The following is a 25,096-nucleotide window of genomic DNA, read 5'->3' as shown; positions in this document are numbered from 1 at the left end:
CAGAGCTTATTGCAGCATAAAATAAAAAAAGTGATAAAAACCAGTATGCTATCTCAGCAATTAAACAGCCTTAATGAGCAAAGCTTTGATTTAGGATAAAAAGAGTGAAGATGAATGACTCATTCAAGAAATGCAGTTAGAGAAGCGGCGAATATGCCTTTACGTCTCTGCTTGCGGATAAAATGCCTTAAATATAAAGACTAATTCATAGCGGATGATTGAGGGCCACCAAAGTCTGCCGCATTCACCACAGAGGAACTCACACGAACAACAAATAACCGAGAGTTTTTGTTCTCTAATTGCTGAATGGTTGTACTACAGCTTATTTTCATTCCGCGCCTGTTTTGGCCTAAGGTTTTAATGGGCCGCTTTAGTAAGTTTGGGCCATTAGCCGTAATTTCTGTATTCCAACCTTTCTCATAAATATTGGTTAATACATCAAGCAAAGGTAGCTCAACAGGGCTTTTTTCTAACGCGAAGCTTTTGTCATAGCCAAACAAACGCTCTGCTTCTGCGTTAAATTCGATAATTTTTGCATCTTGATCAAGAATAATCAGCGGAGCATCTAATCCACCTAATACTGCATTTAAAATGCCTTCTGTTTCTTGCTCTTGATTCTTTTGTTGCTCAATAATTTTTTGATACTTTCTCAACTCTGTATGAGAGGCTTTATAGGCAGCAATTAAACTTTGCATATAAACAAATAAACTTGAGTTTGAATGGCTAAGGTTCGGTAGTACCGACCTGACTTTCTGCTCTATTTCCCTATCTTGCCAAAGTCTAGAAACAAACATAGCTAAAAGAATAACTAGGCTAGTTACCAATACAAAGATAATTAAAGATAAGTTAGAGGCATATTCTGGTAATAACCAAACCTCAACTAAATAGGCAATAATACAGCCAGCTATCCCACCAAATAAAAGGGGCTGGGCCGAGCCTTGTAACATATTTTACCCCCTCGTAAGAATCTAAGAATGATTAATACTAAGTTATAAACTGAGCTTATCGCTCTTCTAAAATATCAACTTTAGCAGCCCAACTTTGGCTGTAATGTGTCGAATTGTTGTATTTATGCGAGGGAAATAAGTGTTTTGCAGTGAATTGTGTAAAAAATATAGACTTGAAAACCTATCTCATTGAGATAGCTAAAAAATAAAAAGTCACATAAAAAAGGCCTAAGCAATGTACTTAGGCCTTAGAACCCGCTAATTCGATTAAATAGCCGTTACTTATTAGGCACTTGTGCCAAAACGCTAACAAGTAAACGCCAAAAGTCATTAACAGAGTCTATCTCAAGGCGTTCATCAGGAGAGTGAGCGCCACGAATGTTAGGCCCAAAAGATACCATTTCCATTCCCTGATATTTCGCGCCAATAATGCCGCACTCTAAACCTGCATGTATCACTTTTACATTTGCTTCATAGCCCATAATATCTTTATGAACCTGAAGGAAATGAGCTAAAAGCCCAGCACTTGGATCAGGCCTCCAACCAGGGTAATCATTTTCTAGGCTTACATTCGCACCAATTTGTTCAAATACAGCTTGAGCAACACGGGCCAGATCAAAAACAGCCTCATCAATTAGAGAACGGACAAGCAAGCAAGCACTAAAAGCAAACTTATCTTGTTCTAATTTCAGGTCTATTACTCCAAAGTTACAGGAAGTTTCTGTTACACCTTCAAGCTCGGTACTCATTCTATTAACCCCGTGAGGGGCAGAAATAAGCGCGTTGATAATGGCTTTCTGCTCAGCTTGATTCATCACAAACTTAGGCGTCTCAATTTCAACCAAATTTAAATTTAACTTAGTTTCAATAGCAGCAAACTCAAGCTGCATTTGCTGCTCTACCTGCTTAACTAATGCTTTTACTTGCTCGACATTATCAGGTGCAACACAAACACTCGCAACGGCTTCACGGGCAATGGCATTACGCAATGTGCCACCATTAAAACCTGCAATAGAAATCAAATTGGCATCATTCAGTTTAACAAGCAACTTGCTAAGCAATACGTTTGCGCTGGCTCTGCCCTTATGGATATCCAGACCTGAGTGGCCACCCTTAAGGCCTTTCACACTCAACTCAAACGCATGATCATCAGAGCTAGTAGCTTGTGCATTAAAGGTTTGATCAATATTAATATCAACGCCACCAGCACAGCCGATATACACATCGCCTCTGTCTTCAGAGTCAAGGTTTAACAAAAGGCGACCTTCTAGAATCCCTTCTTCTAATTCTAATGCCCCTCTTAAACTCGTCTCTTCTTCTATGGTAAATAGTGCTTCGATTGGTCCATGCTGAATATCATTGGCTTCTAGAACAGCTAAGGCAGCAGCAACACCAATACCGTTATCTGCACCTAAGGTAGTATTTTTTGCTGTTACCCAACCCTCTACAATGTGAGTTGCTATTGGATCTTTAACGAAGTCATGCTCAACCCCTGCATTCTTTTGCGCCACCATATCCAGATGTCCTTGCAAGACAACTGTCGCCTTACCTTCCATGCCTGGGCTCGCATTTTTACGGATAATTAAGTTACCACAAGGGTCAACATAAGTTTCTAACCCTCTTGCATGGGACCATTCGATTAAATTATTACGCAACTGCGCTTCGTGAAATGAAGGTCTTGGTGTATCGCATAATGTACGAAAGTGTTTCCAAACAATTTTTGGTTCTAATTCTTCTAAATATTGATTCATTATTTAATTCTTCTTATTAAGTAAATAAATTGGTCGATAACTTTTCAGGTTATTTGTATATAAACAAGCGTCTTTAGTCAGCCAAATAACGAGAGACAAGGTGCTCTCTAAAGTATTCTGGGTTTAGGCTCTCGCCTGTTGCTCTTATCACAAGCTCATCTGTGCTATAGAAACTTGCTTGCGACCAGATGTTTTTTTCTAGCCAATCTTGTATTGGGCTAATCTCTCCCTTAGCAATCAAGGCATCAACATCCATTTCTTTACGGATACTTGCCATAAACTGTGCCGCGTACATAGCACCTAAGGTATAGCTTGGGAAATAACCAAAAGAGCCATCGGTCCAATGGATATCTTGCATACAACCATCGGTTAATTCGCCCTCCGTAGATACCCCAAGATATTCCTGCATTTTTTGGTTCCACAGAGCAGGAATGTCATCAACCTCAATCAGACCTTCTACTAAGTCTCTCTCAATCTCATATCTTAAAATGACGTGGGCTGGGTATGTCACTTCATCAGCATCTACACGAATATAATCTGCCTTAACCCAGTGATATAAGGTTTCTAGGTTTTCAAGATCCATACCCTCACCTGTACCTAGGTGTGACTGAATTTGAGGGTGAACATAACCTAAAAAGGCTTTACTACGCGCTATTTGCATTTCCATAAAAAGTGACTGACTTTCATGTATCCCCATAGAACGCGCTTCACCAACAGGTAAATGAACCCAATCTCTAGGTAAACCTTGCTCATATTTTGCGTGACCCGTCTCATGAATAATCCCCATCAAAGATTGGGTAAAGTCTTCTTCACTATAACGAGTTGTAATGCGCACATCTTCGGGTACACCACCACAAAACGGATGAGAGCTTACATCTAACCTGCCACGGGTAAAGTCAAACTTTAATAAAGACATAATGTCTAGACCTAAGGCTTTCTGAGAGGCTTCACTAAAAGGGCCAGCAGGTGTTACTAAGGTTTTAGCATTTTGCTTTTCGATAACTGCACGAGTTAATTCAGGTAACCAAGATTTAACTTGGTTAAAAATTTCATCAAGTTTTACTTTGCTCATGCCAGGCTCATAGAGATCAAGCAAAGCATCATATTTCGATAGGCCTGTTGCTTCTGACCTAAGAGCCGCTTCTTCACGAGTAAGCTCAAGCACTGGTTTCAGGTTTTCTGCAAAGCCATCCCAGTCAGCTTCTTTTCTTTGTGTTCGCCAAGCATGTTCGCATTTAGCACCTGCTAATGATTTTTTTTCGACTAGATCAGCAGGTAAACAGTTTTCAGCTTGCCATGTGGCTTTCATTTCACGTAAAGACGCCTTTTCTTCAAAGCTTAAGCTTGATTCATCAACTTGTTCGAAAGCGTCTTTTAGAGCAGGGTTAACCAGAATGTTATGGGTGAGTAGTGATAATTCAGCCATTGCATTAGCCCTAGCTTGATTACCATTTTCGGGCATCATAGCCGCCGCATCCCAGCCTGTGATAGAACTCAAATGATTAAAATGATGTAGACGAGTAAACTCTTTCACTAAAAACTGATAATGCTTCATGAGCTTTCCTATTTTGATGTGGGAGTGATTTGCTAAACGTATTAAAACAAGCAAATAAGAATTGTTAATGCTTGCGCCAAGATTAAAACAAAGCAAATAAGTGGCGCAATCGAATTTCAGACTGGACTCATACGAAAAACGTATGCACTATAAAAATTCTTTATAAAATCTAAAGAAGATCAGAAAAAACATGGATATACGGATACTTTATGTTTTTATAATTAAAGTATCTTTGGCCCTTTATTCCCGATTCTATTTTGCCATTGCGCGAGGTTAACCTTGTCTCTAATAACGCCTTACTTTGAATACCAATATGATGATTTTAACGGTATTACCATTAACACTTTGAATACGGTTTCCTCTACCCAAGGTTTTAAAACGGCACTCACGAACCTCATCGAACAAGCACAGGCAGATTCAAGACAGCTTATTTGGGTAAGTATTCCTCTCAGTCATGCAGCTTATATACCTGTCACTACTGAATTAGGATTCGAATTTCATAACTGTTTAACGGATGAAATCACCCTCACCTTAACCCTAAAAGAGCAGGTATATGTTCCCTTTATACCCAGCTATACCATAGGTGCAGGTGCCATTGTCATTAATGACAAACAAGAAGTCTTAGTCATTAAAGAACGTATTGAAAAAGGATCTGCCTATAAATTACCGGGTGGCCATGTGGAACTGACTGAGAAAATTTCTGAAGCCATTGTTAGAGAGGTATATGAAGAAACTGGCGTTAAAGCTAAATTCACCAGTGTTCTAGGCTTAACCACTAAGCACCCTTATCGCTTTGGAAAATCAAACATGTACTTCATTTGTAAACTTAAGCCGTTAACAGAAGACATTGATATTCAAGATACACATGAAATTGAAGACGCAAAATGGGTGCGAATAGAAGATTATATTCAAGATGAGACCCATCACGCGTTTAACCGATACATGGTTAAACAATTAGCAAATAAAACCGGACTTGAATATCTAGATGTCAATAAAGAAGGCGATCGTCACCCCAAGTTAGAAACTTTTTTTAGCTCCTTATAAAAGCACTTCATCCTAAATCAGCTTCTTTTAGCCTCTTTTAAACAGCCACCGATTTAGCGGTAGAAATAGCATTTTCAATGTGATTTCACCGCTTTTCTAGATACTAAGCCTAGGAAGCTTCGCACGTCCTCCCCAGAATACAAACAATATAAAACTCTCTCACGGCTGCTTTTTTACTGCACGAAATTTATATTTTTGAAATATTGGTTCAATTTTCACTCAATATCTGCGATAACTAATTTAGTTAAAAAGCAAATTATACCCAAGGAAGTGGTGAATTGATTCAAGGCTTCCTATCAATGAGTTAATCAATTTTTAATGCAGGAGCACTGAATAGATGGAAAACGCACCAAGTTTTATTCCGACTTCTTTAGGTTTACCTATCGCTCAATCCCCCTTCCAGTTTAATGGCGCCAAGCTATCCATTTTTTTCTTAGAATGTGAAGATGAAGCTTTGCAAAACCAACTGGATACCAATATCAATCAGGTATCTAACGGCGAACATAACTATAAAACCTTATCCATTAACAATAAGAGTGTATTGTTGATGATAATGGCTGATATGAGCTTTGTTGCCAGTGACCAATCAGGCACCCCTTACGGCACTATTGCTTATCCAGAATGTTCATTTTGGATTCCAGCATTTGATACCAAGACATTAGAACCTGGGTTATTTTTACCCTTGTTGCTACTAGACAATGGAACAGCGATTGCTTCAGGTCGAGAAATGTACGGCTTTGAAAAACAGCAGGCCCAGTTCCAATTTTTAAACGACACGGGCGAATTTGATGTAAAACAGCCAAGTTTTACTGCTTTACCCTATTCCTTCAAAACCCTATCGGCTCAAACAAAAGGACAATTTAATCCCTTATTTACTTTAAGTGGTTCACATCACAAGCATGATACAGAATCACTAATCGACCATAGCCTGTTTTCAAGCGAGCTGGGTAAGCACCTCTTCGATCAGCCTTTTAAAGTCTCTGATTCTCAGCACACAATATCCTTTGAAGACTTCTTAAAGGTCAATCTGCCTTGTGTCTTTTTAAAGCAATTTCCGTCAATTCAAGATGGTTCAATTGCCTGCTTTCAAAAGATAGCTCACGCTCCTTTCACCTTAGATTCAATAAACGGTGGCGGACTCTACTGGCAGTTACTTCCTCCTTCGATAACTAAATTTCAACTACAGATTTTTCCAGTTGAAAGTCACCCGATTGTTGAGCAATTTGGCCTGATGGCAACACAACAATCAGATGGCAGCTATGTAATGGAAACAAAAGGTTTTTGGGTAGATATTGATTTCACTCTTCAGCTAGGAGCATAACAATGGGTAAGCAAAAGATTGCAGTGTTAGGTGGTGGCATAGGTTCTTTGACAACAGTATACGGCATTACCAGCAAACCAAATTGGCAAGATGATTATGACATTACGGTTTATCAAGAAGGTTGGCGTTTAGGCGGAAAATGCGCCAGTAGTCGCAACCCTGATGTTGCCAATCGTATAGAAGAACATGGATTACACATCTTCTTTGGTTTTTATGACAACGCCATAAGAATGATGCGTACAGCCTACGAGGAATTAGAAAGACCTGCGACAGCACCTCTAGCTAGTTTTGATACCGCCTTTAAACCCCATAGCTTTATAGCAGTACAAGAATACATTGATGAAAAATGGGTTGATTGGCCTATCTTCTTCCCGACCAATGACCAAATACCAGGTGTTGATGCTAACTTTAAAGAAGACAGTGTCGATACACCTCTAGGTATGATTTCTTGGTTAATTAAGGAGCTGATCTCTCAACTAAAAAGCAATGAAGAACTACAACAACCCCATGCAAAAACAGAAGAAAGCCCATTAGATTCGGTGAAAGATTTTATCAGTGATTTAAATCCTTTCCACCACGGTATTCTTGATGTTGTTAGCTCCCTAGAAAGTATTGATAAGCACATAGAAGAAGCCCTAAAAGGTGATTTAGACAAAATTGAGTCTATAACGGAAACTTTAGAGAGTATTTTAGCTGGAGGGATTGCCTTACTTGAACAACTGTTTGGCCCAACGTTCGGTACAGTCACCAGTATTAGGCAAACCTTACTTGCCGTAGAATTTGGCCTTTACGTCATAAAAGGCATCATCACCAATCCTCTTTTATTGCTTAACTGGGATGCCATTGATCACCTTGATTTCAGAGAGTGGATGAGCAATAACGGCGCACCTGAAAGAGTGACTTGCTCAGCGATCACACGTTCTTTTTATGACCTTTACCTTGCCTATCCACAAGGTAATACGGAAAACTCCTTATGTGGCGGTAACGTTTCAGCAGGCACCTTGTTACATGCCTACTTTCTTGCATGTGGCCAATATAAAGGGGCTATTTTCTGGAAGATGCAGGCAGGTATGGGAGAAACAGTTATTGTTCCTTTATGCCAAGCATTGCAAAAGCGCGGCGTGAAATTTGAATTTTTTAGTCGTGTAACCAATTTAGGCTTATCTTCTGATAAAACACAAATCGACAATATTGACATTCAAGTTCAGGCTACGTTAAAAGATCCGGGCGCAGGCTACTACCCATTTATTACAGTGAAAGATCTCGACTGCTGGCCAACTAATCCAAATTATGATCAATTGGTTCAAGGTGACGAACTTAAGGAAATGCACGTTAATTTGGAGTCACCTTGGAGCACTTGGCAAGGCGTGGGAACGAAAACCCTCACATTAGGCCAAGATTTTGACAAAGTTGTTCTTGGTATCTCTGTTGGTGCCCTACCTTATATCACCCCAGAGCTTATGACAGCCAGTGATCAATGGAATAAGATGGTTAGCACGGTTCAATCTTCTCAAACCCAAGCAATGCAACTTTGGCTGAAACCAAACCTAGAGCAAACAGGTTGGAAGATGGCCAGTGTTGTTATGGATGGCTATCAAGACCCTTTCAACACATGGGCAGATATGAGCCAAACCATAGATAAAGAGACTTGGCCGCAAAATCACCTCCCCTTCTCAATTGCCTATTTCTGTAATAACTTTATAGATGCGGACCCAATACCACCATTCTCAGACCATGGCTTCCCTGAAAGAGAGTCATTAAGAGTTAAGAATAATGCGATTAAATGGCTGAACGAGAATACTGGCTATATTTGGCCAAACATCTCAAATGGTGCAGGCTTAGATTGGGAACAACTGGTTGACCTTCACGATAGACAAGGAGAAGCACGTTTTGATGGTCAGTTTTGGCATGCAGCGATTAACCCAAGTGAGCGTTATGTGTTATCCGTTGCCGGAACGAATAAGCACAGAATCACGCCAGATGGCAGTGCTTTCAGTAACTTATATTTAACCGGTGATTGGGTTGATAATGGCTTCCTAAATATTGGCTGTGTTGAATCCACAGCGGTTGCAGGGCTAAAAGCATCTCAGGCAATCAGTGGTTACCCTGAACGTATATTCTATGTAAAAGGTTAATAAACTCGGTAAGCGTCTCCTAATCAATATTAGAAGGCGCTTATTTTTCAGCTATATTGAAATATGTTTAAGGTAGATACCTTAGAGAGAGAAGATTAATTGAATAGAGGAAAAGGATTTGCTTGATTATATAATTCAATCAACCGTCATAAATAAACAGTCTAAAGTGTTTTCGCTTGCCAAAGATAAGGATCAAGAACAGGTCCTAATCAAGTATGCGAAGCTAGAGGCAGAGGATGAATCTCATTCCGGTGAAATTGAATTCGAATATAATTTAAATGCAAAACTCAACTCTAGCTGGTTAATGCCCCTTAAAAAGCTGGTCTATGCAGAGCCTGACCATAACCCTGTCATTTGTTATGGGGTAAGAAATGGCGACCTATTATCCAATCTCATTAAACATTTTGAACTAGACCTAAGTGAGAAGCTTCGTATTGCTGTCATGATGGCGCAGGCAGTACATGAACTTCATAAAAACCACATACTAATTCGTAACCTTAGCCCAGAGAGTTTCTGGCTAAGCCAAGATAGAAATACCCTATATATTGCAGACCTGTCCTTAGCAACACCGTTAAAAAGTGGTGAAGTAATGGGCGCAAGTACCCCCAAGCTTGGCCATATTGCTTATGTTTCGCCGGAGCAGACTGGCCGATCTAATTTACCTATCGATAACCGAAGTGATCTTTATTCTTTAGGCGCCAGCCTTTATGAGCTCTTTAGTGGTAGACAGATTTTTAATTGTGAAAAATTAGACTTGTTAGAAATCATTCACTGTCACCTTACCCAAAAACCTCAAGATCTGGCTAGCTTAGTCTCCCCCATTCCAAGCATGTTGAATAATATTATTAATTGCTTGTTAGAGAAGTCTCCTAAACTTCGTTATCAAAGTAGCTTTGGCTTAGTCAAAGATTTACAACGTTGCTACCAGTCTTATAAAAATAATTTAGAGACGCGAGACTTTGCCATTTGTGAGCAAGATACCCCTGAACGATTACATATCAGCCATAAGCTCTATGGCCGTGATCATGAAACGAAACAGCTTATCAATCAGTTCGAAGCAGTCATTCAAGGTTCCAGTTCACTCTCCTTAATTACGGGGTTTTCTGGCATTGGTAAATCATCTCTAGTCAATGAGCTGCAACAACCCATTATCTCTCGTAAAGGCTTGTTCAGCAGTGGTAAGTGCGATCAATTTAACCACAAAAAACCTTATACGGTTTTTGTTCAAGCCTTTCGTCGTCTAGTCAGACAGCTGTCGGGGTTAGACGCAAAAAGCAAAGCTTTCTGGCAGCAACATTTATCTCAAGAGTTAGGCGAAAATGCGGGTGTTATTTACGAAATTATCCCAGAACTTGCCATATTATTTGAACGCGATATTGAAGCTGCTGCACCTTTAGGTGTGAGTGAGTCAGAAATACGCTTTCAGATTACCTTTAATAAATTTGTCCATGCCTTTTCCAATACCCAACATAGCTTAGTGATATTTTTAGATGATCTCCAATGGGCTGATTTCTCTTCACTTAGACTGATCGAAGAATTATTAAAGCAACAAGGCTCTTTGATGATCATTGGTGCATATCGTGACAATGAAGTAGATGAGTCTCACGCGCTACACAGCACCCAAAGACGCATTGAAAACAATGGTAATCAAATATGCAGATTAGAACTGAAACCCTTAACAGCCAGCAATGTACAGGCCTTAATTGCAGACACCCTTTGGTTACAGCCTGAAGAGGTCGAAAGCCTGACACAATTGTGCATAGATACAACACAAGGTAACCCCTTCTTTGTTAACCAATTTCTGTTAGAGCTCTACGAGCAATACCATATTTATTATGATTTTGACTTAGGTAAATGGCAGTGGAATATCAAAAACATCAAGAACTTGAAGGTTAACAATAACATTGTTGATTTGATGGTTAACAAGTTGAATCAATTTAGCCGAGAGTCTCTTTATACGATCCAGCATGCAGCTAACCTAGGTAATCAGTTTTCCTTAAAAGACCTGCATATGGTATCTGGGCAAACGGTAATCCAAGCCTATGAAAATCTTTGGCCCATGATAGAAAATGGCCTTATCCTGCCTCTTAATGAGAGTTATCGTTTTGGTACTGATGAGCGACTTTTGATTAAAGCTGAGTTTTGCTTCTTACATGACAGGGTACAACAAGCGGCCTATCAATTTATCGACGAGGAATCCATCCCTCTATTCAAGCTTGATGTGGGCCTAAAATTATACCAATCATCTTCTGATACTCAGCTTGAGCAAAAGTTATTTGATATTGTTGAGCAATTAAATGCCGGAATAGAGTTTGCTTTAGAGTCTGACAAGCGTCTTATTTTACAGCTCAATTACCAAGCAGCAGAAAAAGCAAAACGCTCATCGGCCTATTCTTTAGCCCAATCTCTGTTAAAAGAAGCCCTCACACTTACTCATTTAGCCAATGATCAACAACACTTGAATTTATTACTTTCTCTTGCAGAAGTAAGTTATATGGTGGGAGATTTTGAACCCGCTGAAGCGCTTTATGCAAAAGCGCTAACGCTTGCTAACACCCCATTAGAAAAAATTCGCGTGTTCACAGTCCAAATGGCCCAATATCAAGTACAAGGCCGTTTTCATGAAGCAATAGAATTACAAAAACAAGGTCTGTCCTTATTGGGTGTTAATATCCCAGACGATGATGAACTCATTGCCGCTGAATTTATGGCTGGGTTTGAGCGTATAAAAGCCCTTACTCAAGGTAAAAATATTGCAGAACTGATTAATCAATCAGAAATCACAGATGTAGAGCAAGAAGCCATTCTCCAACTCTTATGGGGTATGTGGTACGCCAGTTATCTAGCGGGGGCCATTCCCCTCAATGTACTTAGCTCTATCATAATGACAGAGATTTCCTTAACTAAAGGCCATACGGACATTTCTGCTTTTGCTTATGTTAACTATGCCCTTGCTATCACAGCGGTTCACGGACGTTATGATATAGGGAATGAATTTGGGCAGTTAGCAGTTGCCCTGTCGGATAAGCGTCCAAATAAATTAATGCGAGCCAGTGTTTATTTCCTCTATGCGACTTTCACTCAACATTGGAATAAAAACCTGCATCACTCAGTAAATTATTTTGACAATAGTTTTGACTGGGCTTTGCAATATGGGGATTTAGCGACGGTTGGCTATATCTGTGCAGTACGAGGCAGTGACACATTAGCCCGAGGGGATGATTTAGCCCAAACCCATGCCTCTCTACTCCAAGATATCGCACTACTTAAAAAGCACAAGCAAACAGATATGATAGATTGCATCACGGTTGGTGCTTTGCAATCTGTGAAAGGGTTGCTCGGTCTCACACATAAAGCAGTCAGTTTTAATGATGAAAGTTTTAACGAATCGGACTTCTTAAAAAACTACCAAGAAGCCCCCCTACATCTAGCCTATTTTTATAATGCAAAAATTCGTCATAGCTATCTTATGCAGGATACAGAAGAAAACCAACTGCATAACGCTGCACAACTAGAAACCGTCGTCACCTATGTTTCTGGGCAAAATAAAATAGCAGAAGCAAGTTTTTATACAGCACTTATCTTAATTAAATACGCTGATAAATCTAACTTAGAGACTTGCCAAAATTTAGCTAAAGCAAAAACAATTTTAGAAAGTTATACACTTTGGGCAGATAACTGTGCGATTAACTTCAACCATAAAAAACGCCTTTTAGACGCTGAGATTGCCCGTATTTCAGGTGATGATGCTACAGCGCAAGAATCCTATGCCGATGCGATTGAAGAAGCGAATCAGCATGGGTTTATTCATATGTGCGCTCTTACCAATGAATGCTTTGCTCTTTATTGGAAAGATAAAGGCAAACAGCAAGTTGCAAAAAGTCTTATTCAAACAGCCCATAAGGCCTACCTAAAATGGGGAGCCGTCGCTAAAGCGAAATTAATACGAAGTACTTGGCCAAATATCAAGTTTGACATTCCAAATGAGACTGGCCATATCAGCCTGATGGACCATGTGGATCTACAAAGTTTACTCAAGGTAAACCAAATCATTTCCAGTGAAATCCAACTTAATAGCCTAGTAGAAAACTTGATGCGAATTCTGCTGCAAAATGCAGGGGCTGATAATGGCTGCTTTATTCGTGTTGAGGAGAAAGAACTTTGGTTAGAAGCTAGGGGAACCGTTAACAACATTCAGGTTATGTCTGACCGACTCCTGACCAATTACTCAAATCACACGGATATTCCTTTAAGCATTATCAAGCAAGTGGAAAATTCACTTGAGATTGTATTGGTGAATCAAGCGGCCGAAGATGATGAGTATGGCAATGATACTTATTTTGCTAGCCATAACCCTAGTTCAAGCCTATGTATTCCAATTACTAACCAAGCCAAGCTTGTCGCTATCGTATATTTAGAAAACAAAAATATTGAACACGCCTTTAGTGATAAACAAATTACCTTACTTAAAGCCATAGCAGCTCAAGCTGCTGTATCCCTCTCCAATGCGTACTTATATAGCACCTTAGAAAAACGCATAAATGAAAGAACAAAAGAGCTCAATGAAGCACGACTAAGTGCTGTTAAAGCCAATCAGTCTAAATCAAATTTCTTGGCCAATATGAGCCATGAAATCAGAACCCCAATGAATGGGGTCATTGGTTTAAGCCAGCTCTTGCTCAAAACTAAGCTAGATGGGAAACAGAAGAACTATGCTAAAAAAACACTAGAGTCCGCTAATTCCTTATTAACCATTATTAATGACATTCTCGATTTCTCTAAAATCGAAGTCGGTAAAATGACACTTGAGTCTGAGCCCTTCAACCTTGAGCAAGTCATCAGAAGAGTCACAACAATTTGTGAGTTAAAAGCCCATAATAAGGATTTAGAGCTTATCGTCGATATTGACTCTGAAGTGCCTTATCAACTTGTTGGCGATGCCCTTAGGTTAGAGCAAATTTTACTTAATCTTACTAGTAATGCAGTGAAATTCACCAAGTCAGGCCATGTCATAATTCGGGTAAAACTCACGAATGAAACACTCGATTCTAACTTGGCTCATTTAAAAATTGATGTGGAAGATACTGGGATAGGTATAAGCGAACAACAAGCCAATCTCTTGTTTGAATCCTTCACGCAAGCGAATGATTCCATCACTAGAGAGTTTGGCGGTACTGGCTTAGGTCTCGCCATTTCCAAGCAATTAGTCGAACTGATGCAAGGCAGCATTTCAGTTAAAAGCCAACCCAATATTGGTTCGACCTTCTCATTAAACTTAAATCTAGAATGCACGGATCAAATTGTTAAACCTCAAAATAAGAGTATTTATCATGATCTAAACATTTTGGTTGTGGATGATAACCCGATTTCTCAACAGGTCATCTCACGCATGCTAGATCATCTCAATATCAGCTGTATCTTAGCTGATGATGGCTACGAAGCAGTTAAGCAAGTACAAGAGTCAGCCGAAGCAAACGATCTTTTCGATATGGTTATCATGGACTGGAAAATGCCAAATATGGATGGCATTGAAGCATCAAGAATCATTAAACAAGAGCTTGAGCTTAATACCCCACCTCAGATTCTCATGTTGTCAGCTTATGATAAAGACGAGGTGAAAAAACTAAGTTCTCCTATTACGGTCGATCATTTTTTAGAAAAGCCTGTCAGTCAATCCACTTTGATGGAAACCATAAGCGAAGTACTGGGTATGTGTGCTCAAACACATTTATCCCATGAAGTTAACGTTAGCCCAGAGCATAAAAAATATAACTTTAGCCATTGTCAGATTTTATTAGTGGAAGATAATGAAATTAACCGACATGTGGCCTTAGAAGTTTTAGCAGAAACAGGTATCGCCGTAGATGTTGCGTTAAATGGGCAGGAGGCAATTAACCTAGTTTCAGTCAATGATTACCAGCTTATTCTGATGGATGTACAAATGCCCATTATGGATGGCCTAAGTGCGACAAAGAAAATTAGACAATTTAAAACTCAAAATCAGCTACCTATTATTGCAATGACAGCCCATGCCATGCCTTCTGAAAAAGAAAAAAGCTTAGCAGCAGGGATGAATGATCATCTGACTAAACCGATTAATCCACATACCCTCTTTGAAACTCTCAACGCAATTCTACCCAAAGCTGGCGAGCAAAGCTCAACTCAGGCTCAAGTTCAAGTGCCTATCGCGGGTGTTGAAGCTGGTATGGATACCATTACAGCATTACGTAAAATTAAAGATTTAGATGTGGAAAGAGCGCTAGAAAGCTTACAAGGAAAAGAAAACCTCTATTTGGATATTACGCGAAATTTCCATAACCAATATCAAGGCTACAAAGCCAGTATTGAAACCTTGAAACAAGAAAATAATACAGATGGTTTTTACCGCTATATACATTCTCTTAAGTCTAACTCAGCCTACATAGGTGCCTTTGACTTATCTGAGCTAGCTAAAAACATGGAGAATGCAATTTCTGAAGGACGTTTTATTGATACAGCCTTAAGCCCTTTGGTTAAAAGCTTAAAACACATTTTTGAGCAACTAGATCAGATATTACAAGTGCCTGAGGTAAGCTGTGAGGTAAGCAACTCAAGCTTTAATAAACAAGAGGTCATCGACAAAATTAACGAACTTATCCCATTAATCGCTGATGCTGACGCTAGCTCAGAAGATGTCTGCCATAGTCTAATGGAGCTTTGTTTAGGTACAAAATACTACGATTCATGTAAAGCAATAGCCGCACTACTTGATAACATAGAATACCAAACAGCTTTAGAGCTAATTAAAAGTTTAAACTCAGATTTAACACAAGAGGAAAATAAAGAGGAAGGTGTTTATGATGGTTGAGCAGTAAAAAAAAATTAGCTAGAAAATAAAATAAATATAAAGAAGGTGCAAAGTTAATCTGAAAAATGGGATTAACATATAAAAAAAGACACTAAGGAAGATGTCTATGACAATTGAAAAGCAAACAGTGCTTATTGTAGATGACGATGTTAATAGCCGTAAGATGTTACGTGAACAGCTTAAATCTATGGCAAAAATTATTTTAGCGAAGAATGGAATTCAAGCGATAGAACTGGCTAAACAGCACCTGCCCACATTAATTTTACTCGATGTCATGATGCCCATCATGAATGGTTTTTCAGTACTCGAACAATTAAAACAATCTGAAGAAACTCAGCATATTAATGTCATTTTTATTACCGCACTCGACTCCCATGTAGATGAAGCTTATGGCCTTAAGTTAGGCGCTTGTGACTATATACATAAGCCTTATCATTATGAAATTGTGAATGCCAGGGTTAGCACTCATCTTGAATTAGCAAAACAACGTAAACTATTGGAAGATCTAGCCCACTATGACAGCCTAACCATGATACCTAATCGTCGTTTTATGGAAGAACATCTCACCCAAGAAAGGGCAAAGGCGGTACAAGCCAAGCATCCTCTATGTATAGCTATGATAGATGTGGATTTTTTCAAAAGTTATAATGATAACTATGGTCACAGAGCTGGCGATATCGTGTTGAAAAAGGTGGCTCGGCACATCAAGCACACTCTAACCAGAGAGTCTGATTTTGTTTGTCGCTATGGCGGAGAAGAGTTTTGCATTATTCTTCCCAACACTGAAATCTCTCTAGCAGAAGATATTTTAGAAGCTTGCCGCTTAGAGGTTCAGAACCTTGCAATTGAACATAGTTTTAGTGAGATTTTTCCTGTTGTTACCGTGAGTATTGGCGCATGTGTTATCACACCAAGAGATCAAGATTCTTTAGAGAGCATTTTAGTTAAAGCAGATGATTGCCTTTATGAGTCTAAAAACTCAGGTCGCAATCAAGTTACCATTCAAGCCTTTAATAGCAATTTAGAAGAACCCTCAGCACAAGCTTTACCCGAACTTTAAACGGCTAATAAAGGGAGTAAAGGGAGTAAAGGGAGTAAAGGGAATAAAGTATGCTTTCTTATTCCCTTTACCTTCGAAGTTACCAAGTTGTTAGATTGGGTTATTTAGCTTTTGCTTGTTTAAACAAAAGCGTTTTTTCATGACCCGTGATAGCTGGTCCAGCAAGGGCACTAAGGCTTAACTTACCTAACATTATGAGCAAAGCTGCTGCAAGCGAATCTAAGAAAACACCAATATAGGTACCGATTACCCCATATGCTTCTGGCATATTGTGCATTGCTGCAAGGGTATAACTTCCTGTTAAATAATGAAGTACTAACGCAACCCAGAAACCAAAACAGTAAGGACAACGCCATGCTTGATATAAATAAGCAAGTGGTGCCGGCAACCTTTCAATTAAATAATTAAACCAAGTCCCCCAATCAGGCAACTTTTCCCAAATCAAAATGTAGAGACTCAGCCCCACTAACACAATACTAAAATCCATCACCACTCCTCTTAGAATATCGGCTTAATGTCTTAACAATCGAATTATCCCATTGAAATTTGGGCTATATAATTGATAAAACTGTGGGATAATCGGCTTATTATCTGATTCATGAGAAAGACTATGCATCCAATTCAAGCCTTTCAAGTTAAGCACCATAAAATCAAAACCTTGTCTCATGAAGAGCACAGTTCTCAGACTGAACACATCTTGATGCTGGTGAACAAAGGCAAACTCAGTATGAAGTACCAAAACCAAGTTGAGTTAAGCGAAAACATGCTTACCCTCATACCGCCTGGTGTGTCTCATACTCTGGTGGCAGGTGAAGATTTAGATATATGGTGGATGGGGTTTTGTCCAAGCTGTTTAACACTGGATTTTGATGCGAGCTTGTTACAAACCTTTCGTCAAATACGTCTTGGAGCCTTACCTGTGTTTCAGGTTAGTAAGGACAGAGCGCTCTTTATCAATCGTATGTTTGAAGAACTAGACCAGCTGCATGTTAATAATGAAGTCGATATTGAAGTAATTCAAAAAAGCCTCATCACTCTAATCTTGCATGAAGTCAATAAAGCCAGTAAGCCATTTGAAACAAGGGCTAACCAGACCGATATTAAGGTCAGTAATGCATTAGATTTTATTCAGCAGCACTATCTCACACCCATCTCATTAAAAGATGTGGCTAAGGCTATTCATTGCAGTCCTTCCCATCTAGCATATTTAGTGAAACTACATACAGGGTATACAGTGGGTCAATGGATTCTTAATAGCCGTTTAACTCAAGCCTGCTCTCGCCTCATCCATTCAGACCAAGACATAAATCACCTTGTTGAAGAGTTAGGCTGGCATGATGTTACACACTTTATTAGGCAGTTTAAAAAGGCCTATGGCGTTACCCCTGCTGCATGGCGTAAGCAGCAAAAAAATCATTTTAATCAGACTGATTCAGCGCTTTAATATAAAGACCAAGCTTGTTGTCCAATTGACCAACTAGATCAGATGTAATTAGGTCTGCAGTAGAGCGAATCTGGCTTCCTAATAAAGGCAAGCATAAACTTGCTTCTTGAATCACACGTCCTGACATAGTGGTAACAATTTCTGTTAAAGCATCTTGAGCATGATGTGCTCTTGTAGAAGTGTTAATGAGCATTAAAGGCATATTGACAAAGGATTCACCACTTACCAGCCAGTCCAATGTATTTTTTATCAACCCTGTAACACCATGGGCATACTCTGGGCTGGCAATAATGAGTCCATCAGCCTGCGCCATCGCATGCATCAAATGGCTCAATGCCGCTAAGCTTTTTTCCTCAGTTTGCAACGAACTAAGATCCCCGGCCTTAAAAGCCAGCTCTAAGTCAGGGTTAAAAAAAGGCAAATTACCAAGTTCATCAAAGATATGAATCTCTATTTCATTTTGAAATAGAGTGTTAGCTCTAAGTTGAAGCGCTTCCAGCGCCATTCTATTAAAAGATTGTTTACGCAAACTGCCACAGAATGCGAGCAAGCGAAGAGGTGAACTTAACTGATCCATCAACTAACGTCCTTTCTAGTGTTTTAACAAGGGAAGCTACAAATAAGTTCCCCCGCCTCAGCAGGTGGAATTAATCCTAGGTTCCCAAGGCTTTTGCTGGCCTAATATAATGGCGATAATAACCAATCAGGTTGCTTGAAATAAACAAAAGTTCCATCACAACGGCAGCCGGTGACCCCACCATATAATTGTGAACTAGCCAAAAACTGGTGCCAACTATCATTAACTGACGCAACACTTTATCCGATTCGCAAAAGCTTGCACGTGTTTGAAATAAAGTACCGATACAACTAATCACACTAATCAGGCCCGCAAAGGTAAAGGCCGTTGCAGTCACTGAGCATGCAGAGAAAAACCACATCATTTTTTTAGAGGTGGTCACAATACTGGAGAGATAACGCAAGGTAGCAATACTCATCAAAATAGAGGCGGTCCATTGCTCTAACAAAATAAAATGCGTTGTAATGAGCAAGCCTGCCGCAAATAAACAAGCAACTATCTTATGCCTTTCTTTAAATTGAAATGAGCAAAAATCAAAAACAATAGCGATACCAATCAAACACTGAGATAAAAAGAACGGTTCAAGTAAATTGATTTCAGTAAAACGAGTTAAAACACTTTCCATTTACGCCTCAGATATATCCATAAAGAAGCAAGAGTTTAAGCTAAAACTCTTGCTCAGTCTCATCAAACAGTATCGTTTTATAGGTTGATGGATTAAATAATCCAAACAAAATAAACAAGTTAGCTTCTTGCTATAAATTCCTAAATCGAACATTCTGTAGTCAGTTTTATTCCATATTCAGGTTTTATGATATAGAAGGTTTAAACATGCTAACAGAAGAAGTATTAACCTCCATTGAAGAAAGTGTTCTTTGTTGGCTTGCCACTGTTGATGTTCATGGTAATCCCAACGTGTCCCCCAAAGAGATGTTCGTCGCTTATGGAAAAGGCCATCAGAAAACTCACATATTAATTGCCAATATCGCCTCCCCTAACAGTGTCGCTAACATTCGAGCAAATTCAGCTGTGTGCTTGAGCTTTGTCCACGTATTCAAACAAAAGGGGTATAAGCTACAAGGACAAGCACGTATTCTTAATAAGGATGATGATAGTTTTGCTGAAAAGCACCAAAGCTTGTACGCCCTAACTGGCGATGACTTTCCGTTTCAGCGTATTATTGAAATAGAAGTATTAAAGGTAAACCCAATTCTAGCCCCTAGATACAAGCTTTTCCCTGATACCACAGAAGCAGATCAAGTCGCATCGGCACTAGATACTTATGACGTTAAACCCAAATAAAATTTAACAGGTTAAGGAGAACAAGATGAGCATAACTCAATACCCAGTTTCAGGAAGTTGCCAATGTGGACAAGTAACCTTCTCTCTATTAGCAGCGCCAAAGATGGTGATAGCCTGCCAAAAACTCGCAACGAGCGCTTTTAGCATTACAGCTGTGATGGATAGAGAAAGTCTTGATATTCAAGGTGAACTAGCTGACTGGGGAAGAATGGCTGACAGTGGCAATGAAAATAACGCCAAGTTTTGTCCATCTTGTGGTAATCGTATTTATCATTTTGACCCTAAAACACCTGATATCATCAAGTTCAAAGGCGCTTCAAGTTTGGATGATACCAGTATGTTAAACCCGACAGTGCACGTTTGGATAAGTGAAAAACAAGCTTGGTTCGATATTCCAGAAGGCGCGACGACATACGATAAACAGCCTTAATTAAAAGAGCTGAACAAGATAATTTTGTATAAAGTTATTTTTTTAATTTATTAATTAAACTTTTATATAAATCAATTGTCATAACTTTGTCAGTTTTTTATATAAAAATGACACTTTAAATAATTGCACAAATCACAGTAACCACTAAGCTAAAGCCTAATAAAGGCAAATTGATTAAACAGGAAATCAACCTATGTTGAAGCAATACATTACTTCGAAAAACCTTTTTTCATTGTTCATTATGTTCGTATTTATTCAATCATTGTTTTTTAAATTTAGTGGATCTTATGAAACCCAATATATTTTTGGTGCATTAGGTGACTGGTCTGGGCTTGCGTGGTTTGGCACTTATGGTGGTTATATTATTGGCACAGCAGAACTTATCGCCTCAATATTATTGGTAACACGTTTACATGCTATTGGCGCTTTAATGGCTGTAGGTATCATGACAGGCGCAATTTTCTTCCATTTAGCAACACCGCTTGGGGTTGTACAACCTGCATTTAATGCTGCTGGTGAAGTAATCGGAAGTGATTCAGGTACGCTGTTTATTATGGCTTGTTTAGTTTGGGTAAGCGGTGTGATGTTGGTACTAAAAGACTTAAAAGATCCTTCAAGCCTATTAGCTGATTTGATGGCTAAACTGGGTATCTTAAAAAAGGCTGATTAATAAAATAATCATTATTTAAGAAGAATAAAGAAGCCCAATTCATTTCCCCGTGATTGGGCTTTTTTATTGCCTTGAAATCTTACTTTCGTTTATGAGAAAGTCTCTTCACTTTCACATTATTGTTCCTATCTCGGCTTTTAAGTATCAGCTCGTCTCCTGCATTAGCTTTATTCGATTTAGCTAGTCTGTCATATAAAAGTACATTTACGCTTGCAGCAAGGTTCATACAGCCGACAGTAGGTACAAATACTACGTGATCTGCTTTATCAATGACCTCTTGGCTAATGGTGTTATCTTCTGGGCCAAAAATATAAATCGCTTTATCAGGATGTTCAAATGCAGGTAGAGGTGTTGCACCTTTAACAAGGTCTACACACACAATTTTAGTATCCTTATCAATACTAGCCGTTAAGCACTCTTGCCCAAGGCTTTCTACATTTTGAAGAGGAATATCAATACGTACTTTTTTCGTATCTGTCGTTAACTTAGCCGCTCTGTCGTAACGACGCCCTGTATAAAGTACTTGGTCCACTTCATAGCAACCTGCTGCACGCATTACAGAGCCAACATTAGAGGTACTCTTGGGGTTAGTCAGACCAATACAGACAAATTCAGTTTTCATTATTAGCTAGAACTCAGAAATAGGGATTAAAACGAGCTCATCATATAGAAAACTAAACGAGAAATCAGCCTTACACTTGGAGCGAGTATGCATACTCCACTATTCAATTTCTGACTTCTAATGTCTTATTTCTCAGCAAATTCTTGAATGAAGCTTCTAATACGTTCGGCATTCTTGCCTTTATCATCTTTGCCTAAACGTGAATGAGAGCGAATATCTAATACGCTACCTGTTTTATTCGCTTGTATACGAATAACAATATCGTCCTTAAACCCAAAGAAAAAGCTAGTTGCAACGGCTTCTATTTTACCTAGAGCCTCATCTGCCGAAATAATTTCCCAGCCAGCTTCTCGCACTAATGTTAAAGCTTGGTCGAAAGCAGCTAACTGAGTAAGTTCTGTATTAAGAGGCTTAATATCTGGATAAAACTCTGTTTGAATTTTGGCATGATCAGAAGAGAAATCTAAACTGTTACTCGATAAGGGTCTAATATCGATTACAGCCTCATAGCTAGGTGGATTTTGGATATCTGTTGATATGTCGTTTATTGGAGGAATCTGGGTGCCATTTTCTGTCATGGCAGCATCAGGCAGTTTGTTTAGCCAAATACCGACAATAGGTACAAACAACAAAAACGTCGCTAAACCTGTTTTAATTCGAGTTTCAGACTCACTAATAAAAATAATGATAGCTACAGCTAATACTGCTACAGCAGATTGAAAAGTACTTTCTAACATATCGTTAGCAACACGAAAGTTAAATGCGCCAAACCTGACACCAAATATCGCTAATAGAGCGCAAAAGATACAAATAATACTGGCAATTAAAACCAGCTTAGACCAAACCTTTGAACCCTCTGGAAACGACATACTCTCCCCTAAATAAGCGACTAACATTATAATTTTTTTATATCTTGGCAGCAGAATATATAGCATCCACCACTAAAATCATATGTTATTCAATAGTCTGGAAGCATAAGAGGGAGTTTTTCTATTTTCCTAAATGGAATACTATTAGATTAGTTTTTCCATTTTTTCATAGCGAGCTAAACATGGACATGTCGCAATTATCACGGGTTAATATTAATTTATTAGTTACCCTACAAACATTGCTGAAAGAAAGAAGTGCATCAGCCGCAGCGAATAGTATGAATTTAAGCCAGTCTTCTGTAAGTAAAAACCTTGCTCAGCTTAGACACCTTTTTAATGACCCACTTTTTCATCGTGGACCCCACGGCTTAATACCCACTCAGCTTACTTTAGAAATAGAACCTAAATTAACCCAAGCCTTATTCGCCCTAGACAACCTCTTTGCGCCAGATGAGTTTAATCTTGAACAGCACAGGGGAAAACTTAAAATGTCTATGCCTGAGAGTGCCTTTGAGTTTTTACTCGCTCCCATTATTACTGAGCTAACTAATGAAGCGCCACATATCCAATTAGATACTTGGTTTAAGGACACACTTAGTTTAGAGCACCTCAATCAAGGATTAGTAGACTTTGTCATCCTACCCCAAGACTTAGGACAAGCCGCCAAGATTGGCAATCAACTTATGACTCATGAATTATATCGTGACGAACTAGTCTGCTTATTAAGAAGTGATCACCCTCTACTTAGCCCTGCTTCTATTATTTGGGACCAAGATGCTTATTTGGCCTGTCGTCATATTCATGTGAGGGATAATGAGCTTGGTGCGCCAGTATTTGATCAAACCTTGGCGGAGCGTGGCTTGCAAAGAAACATTGCCGTTCAAGTGCCAGATTTTCATAGTGCCAGCGCGCTTTGTGCGAATTCTGATTTGGTTTTTACCACATCAACAAATTGGGCCGACTATATTTGCAACAAGCTTGAACTCACTTGTTTACCTATGCCTTGTGCCACACTACCCGTTGTTTACTCACTCATTTGGCACCAAAGAAGTGAATCAGATCCAGCTCACCTATGGTTTAAAGATAAATTAATTAAGACAGGAAAAGCACGCCAACTAAAAAAATAAAAAGGCCACTCAATAAATGAGCAGCCTTTTAGGGAATTTGATTTACCTAGATAGTGAATGAGCTAAATCGGCCAACATTTAACTAGACCTAATTAACCAGACCTACTTAACTAGCAAAGCCCTTCAACGGCAAGGTTTTAGCGTGGAGCCAGTTTTCATTAGCGTATTCAGTTGTGCCATCAGTAACATGTAAAGTATACGCCTGACGAGATTTACTCGAACGGTTGGGCGCACTATAGTGAGGTAGCTTACCTTGAAACACGACCAGACTACCTGCTTTCACTTCGACAGGAACTCCGGTATCAATTGGCCATGGCGTATCATCTAAAGGCAGCATATTTGTATTGCTCCCTTCACGGTTAAAACGCTCTCTTAATGGCCCATTATGGCCTTTTGGCTCAACCCAAAGACAACCATTTTCTAAAGTGGCGTCTTCCATTGCAAACCAATAAGTCACAACACTTTGAGGCGTGGTAAAGAAGAAAGTCGCATCTTGATGCCAGTTTACTTCGCCACCTATTTTAGGTTGCTTATAAATATACATAGACTGGCGAATTTGTGGTGCTGCTAAGCCAATATCCTTGGCGATATCACCTAAGACTTTTTGATGGCTAAAACGATTAAAAACGGGATCAAGCTCATGAAGGGCATGACCGATCTTATTGATACACAGGGATCTGTCTTGAACAAACTCACCTTTTTCGTCAAAAGCTTCTTCTTCAAAAAAACAGCTCATGGTTTCTGCAGAATCTAAGAAAAAGTCGTTACCGCTTCTGTCATTATCCTTAGTACTAAAAGTATGGGATCTGTCTTCGTCATGCCAATCATTCACAATTTTAGCCGCCTGAGCTTTCACTTTTTCTAGTTCATCTAGCTCAAATACTTGATCAAGCACAAGGAAACCTTGTTCGTGATATTGATTAATTTGTTCATCATTCAACATAGCTAAGCCCTTTTACGCTTCCTAAAGATCACAATAATTTATGCCTTTACTTTACGAACAAAAGCTATGTTCTAAAAGAGAAAATAGTGAATAAACTATTTTCCAATTTGGAATATCACTTAACACTTAAGGAAACTACGATTAAGCCACCCATAAAAAAAGAGCGCCTAGGCGCTCTTTTTTACTAAATACCTGTCCCGTCCTGAATAAGGTTGTCACTTTCTAATTCATCATTTGGAGAGTGTTATGCAATCAACATCTAAGCGTACTCAGCGCGACTATTCACTCGCTTTTAAATTATCGATTGTCGATCAGGTAGAAAAATGCGAATTAACTTATAAACAAGCTCAAGATAAGTACGGCATTCAAGGTTGCTCTACTGTTTTAGTTTGGCTTCGTAAGCATGGCAAGCTAGATTGGTCTTTAGGGACTCCCCCTTTTTTTCTAAAAGG

The 25,096-nt window shown here is 39.1% G+C and carries 19 protein-coding genes and 1 pseudogene; 11 read left to right on the top strand and 9 right to left on the bottom strand.

Annotated features, from left to right (window positions below):
- Window positions 1-200: 200 nt before the first annotated feature.
- From OA91_RS22980 to OA91_RS22970, 3 genes are all read right to left on the bottom strand, one after another.
- Window positions 201-947: a PAS domain-containing protein gene (locus tag OA91_RS22980; protein WP_046018940.1), complete on the bottom strand. Its 747-nt coding sequence runs from the start codon at window positions 945-947 to the stop codon at window positions 201-203.
- A 278-nt stretch (window positions 948-1,225) separates the two neighbouring features.
- A complete protein-coding gene (locus OA91_RS22975) occupies window positions 1,226-2,698 on the bottom strand; it encodes an aminoacyl-histidine dipeptidase (protein WP_063340038.1) in 1,473 nt (490 codons plus the stop codon).
- A gap of 73 nt (window positions 2,699-2,771) precedes the next feature.
- Complete coding sequence (locus tag OA91_RS22970; protein WP_063340037.1) at window positions 2,772-4,253, bottom strand: carboxypeptidase M32; 1,482 nt, start codon at window positions 4,251-4,253, stop codon at window positions 2,772-2,774.
- Window positions 4,254-4,532: 279 nt separating this feature from the next.
- Here OA91_RS22970 and OA91_RS22965 point away from each other — a divergent pair, with 279 nt between their 5' ends.
- The 5 genes from OA91_RS22965 (at window position 4,533) to OA91_RS22945 (ending at window position 16,660) form a co-directional block, all read left to right on the top strand.
- Window positions 4,533-5,297, top strand: coding sequence for an NUDIX domain-containing protein (locus OA91_RS22965; protein ID WP_197477864.1), 765 nt, complete (start codon window positions 4,533-4,535; stop codon window positions 5,295-5,297).
- Between the two features lie 337 nt (window positions 5,298-5,634).
- Window positions 5,635-6,618: a hypothetical protein gene (locus tag OA91_RS22960; RefSeq protein WP_046018937.1), complete on the top strand. Its 984-nt coding sequence runs from the start codon at window positions 5,635-5,637 to the stop codon at window positions 6,616-6,618.
- 2 nt (window positions 6,619-6,620) lie between these two features.
- A complete protein-coding gene (locus tag OA91_RS22955; protein ID WP_063340036.1) occupies window positions 6,621-8,753 on the top strand; it encodes an NAD(P)-binding protein in 2,133 nt (710 codons plus the stop codon).
- Window positions 8,754-8,871: 118 nt separating this feature from the next.
- Entirely contained in the window at window positions 8,872-15,600 is a 6,729-nt protein-coding gene (locus OA91_RS22950; RefSeq protein ID WP_063340035.1) for a response regulator, read from the top strand.
- Window positions 15,601-15,706: 106 nt separating this feature from the next.
- On the top strand, window positions 15,707-16,660 hold the full coding sequence (locus OA91_RS22945; RefSeq protein WP_046018934.1) for a GGDEF domain-containing protein: 954 nt from the start codon (window positions 15,707-15,709) through the stop codon (window positions 16,658-16,660).
- A 100-nt stretch (window positions 16,661-16,760) separates the two neighbouring features.
- Here OA91_RS22945 and OA91_RS22940 read toward each other — a convergent pair whose 3' ends face one another.
- Window positions 16,761-17,147, bottom strand: a complete 387-nt coding sequence (locus OA91_RS22940; protein WP_046018933.1) for a hypothetical protein — start codon at window positions 17,145-17,147, stop codon at window positions 16,761-16,763.
- 123 nt (window positions 17,148-17,270) lie between these two features.
- On the opposite strand from OA91_RS22940, the gene OA91_RS22935 reads away from it, so the two are divergent.
- Window positions 17,271-18,104: an AraC family transcriptional regulator gene (locus OA91_RS22935; protein ID WP_063340033.1), complete on the top strand. Its 834-nt coding sequence runs from the start codon at window positions 17,271-17,273 to the stop codon at window positions 18,102-18,104.
- Here the strand turns inward: OA91_RS22935 and OA91_RS22930 are convergent.
- Window positions 18,079-18,681: an NADPH-dependent FMN reductase gene (locus OA91_RS22930; protein WP_063340032.1), complete on the bottom strand. Its 603-nt coding sequence runs from the start codon at window positions 18,679-18,681 to the stop codon at window positions 18,079-18,081. The two genes, OA91_RS22935 and OA91_RS22930, sit on opposite strands and share 26 nt — an antisense overlap.
- Before the next feature lie 76 nt (window positions 18,682-18,757).
- A complete protein-coding gene (locus tag OA91_RS22925) occupies window positions 18,758-19,306 on the bottom strand; it encodes a YgjV family protein (protein WP_046018930.1) in 549 nt (182 codons plus the stop codon).
- Between the two features lie 206 nt (window positions 19,307-19,512).
- On the opposite strand from OA91_RS22925, the gene OA91_RS22920 reads away from it, so the two are divergent.
- The 3 genes from OA91_RS22920 (at window position 19,513) to OA91_RS22910 (ending at window position 21,083) form a co-directional block, all read left to right on the top strand.
- Window positions 19,513-19,983, top strand: coding sequence for a pyridoxamine 5'-phosphate oxidase family protein (locus OA91_RS22920; RefSeq protein WP_063340031.1), 471 nt, complete (start codon window positions 19,513-19,515; stop codon window positions 19,981-19,983).
- 25 nt (window positions 19,984-20,008) lie between these two features.
- Window positions 20,009-20,413, top strand: coding sequence for a GFA family protein (locus OA91_RS22915; RefSeq protein ID WP_063340030.1), 405 nt, complete (start codon window positions 20,009-20,011; stop codon window positions 20,411-20,413).
- 193 nt (window positions 20,414-20,606) lie between these two features.
- Window positions 20,607-21,083, top strand: coding sequence for a hypothetical protein (locus tag OA91_RS22910; protein WP_046018927.1), 477 nt, complete (start codon window positions 20,607-20,609; stop codon window positions 21,081-21,083).
- A 79-nt stretch (window positions 21,084-21,162) separates the two neighbouring features.
- Here OA91_RS22910 and OA91_RS22905 read toward each other — a convergent pair whose 3' ends face one another.
- Window positions 21,163-21,705 carry an RNA methyltransferase gene (locus tag OA91_RS22905; RefSeq protein WP_063340029.1) on the bottom strand — a complete coding sequence of 181 codons (543 nt, stop codon included), beginning with the start codon at window positions 21,703-21,705 and terminating at the stop codon, window positions 21,163-21,165.
- Window positions 21,706-21,830: 125 nt separating this feature from the next.
- Window positions 21,831-22,574, bottom strand: coding sequence for a DUF1499 domain-containing protein (locus tag OA91_RS22900; RefSeq protein ID WP_063340028.1), 744 nt, complete (start codon window positions 22,572-22,574; stop codon window positions 21,831-21,833).
- A 182-nt stretch (window positions 22,575-22,756) separates the two neighbouring features.
- On the opposite strand from OA91_RS22900, the gene OA91_RS22895 reads away from it, so the two are divergent.
- On the top strand, window positions 22,757-23,701 hold the full coding sequence (locus OA91_RS22895; RefSeq protein WP_063340027.1) for a LysR family transcriptional regulator: 945 nt from the start codon (window positions 22,757-22,759) through the stop codon (window positions 23,699-23,701).
- Window positions 23,702-23,807: 106 nt separating this feature from the next.
- Here OA91_RS22895 and OA91_RS22890 read toward each other — a convergent pair whose 3' ends face one another.
- Window positions 23,808-24,644, bottom strand: a complete 837-nt coding sequence (locus OA91_RS22890; RefSeq protein WP_046018924.1) for a phytanoyl-CoA dioxygenase family protein — start codon at window positions 24,642-24,644, stop codon at window positions 23,808-23,810.
- A 246-nt stretch (window positions 24,645-24,890) separates the two neighbouring features.
- Between OA91_RS22890 and OA91_RS22885 the strand changes: the two are divergent.
- Window positions 24,891-25,096: pseudogene (locus tag OA91_RS22885) on the top strand (IS3 family transposase); the annotation flags it as partial.

This window comes from Marinomonas sp. SBI8L (genome assembly GCF_001624705.1).
In the GTDB taxonomy this organism is placed as follows: Bacteria; Pseudomonadota; Gammaproteobacteria; order Pseudomonadales; family Marinomonadaceae; genus Marinomonas.
This window is presented reverse-complemented; position numbering and strand designations above follow the sequence as displayed.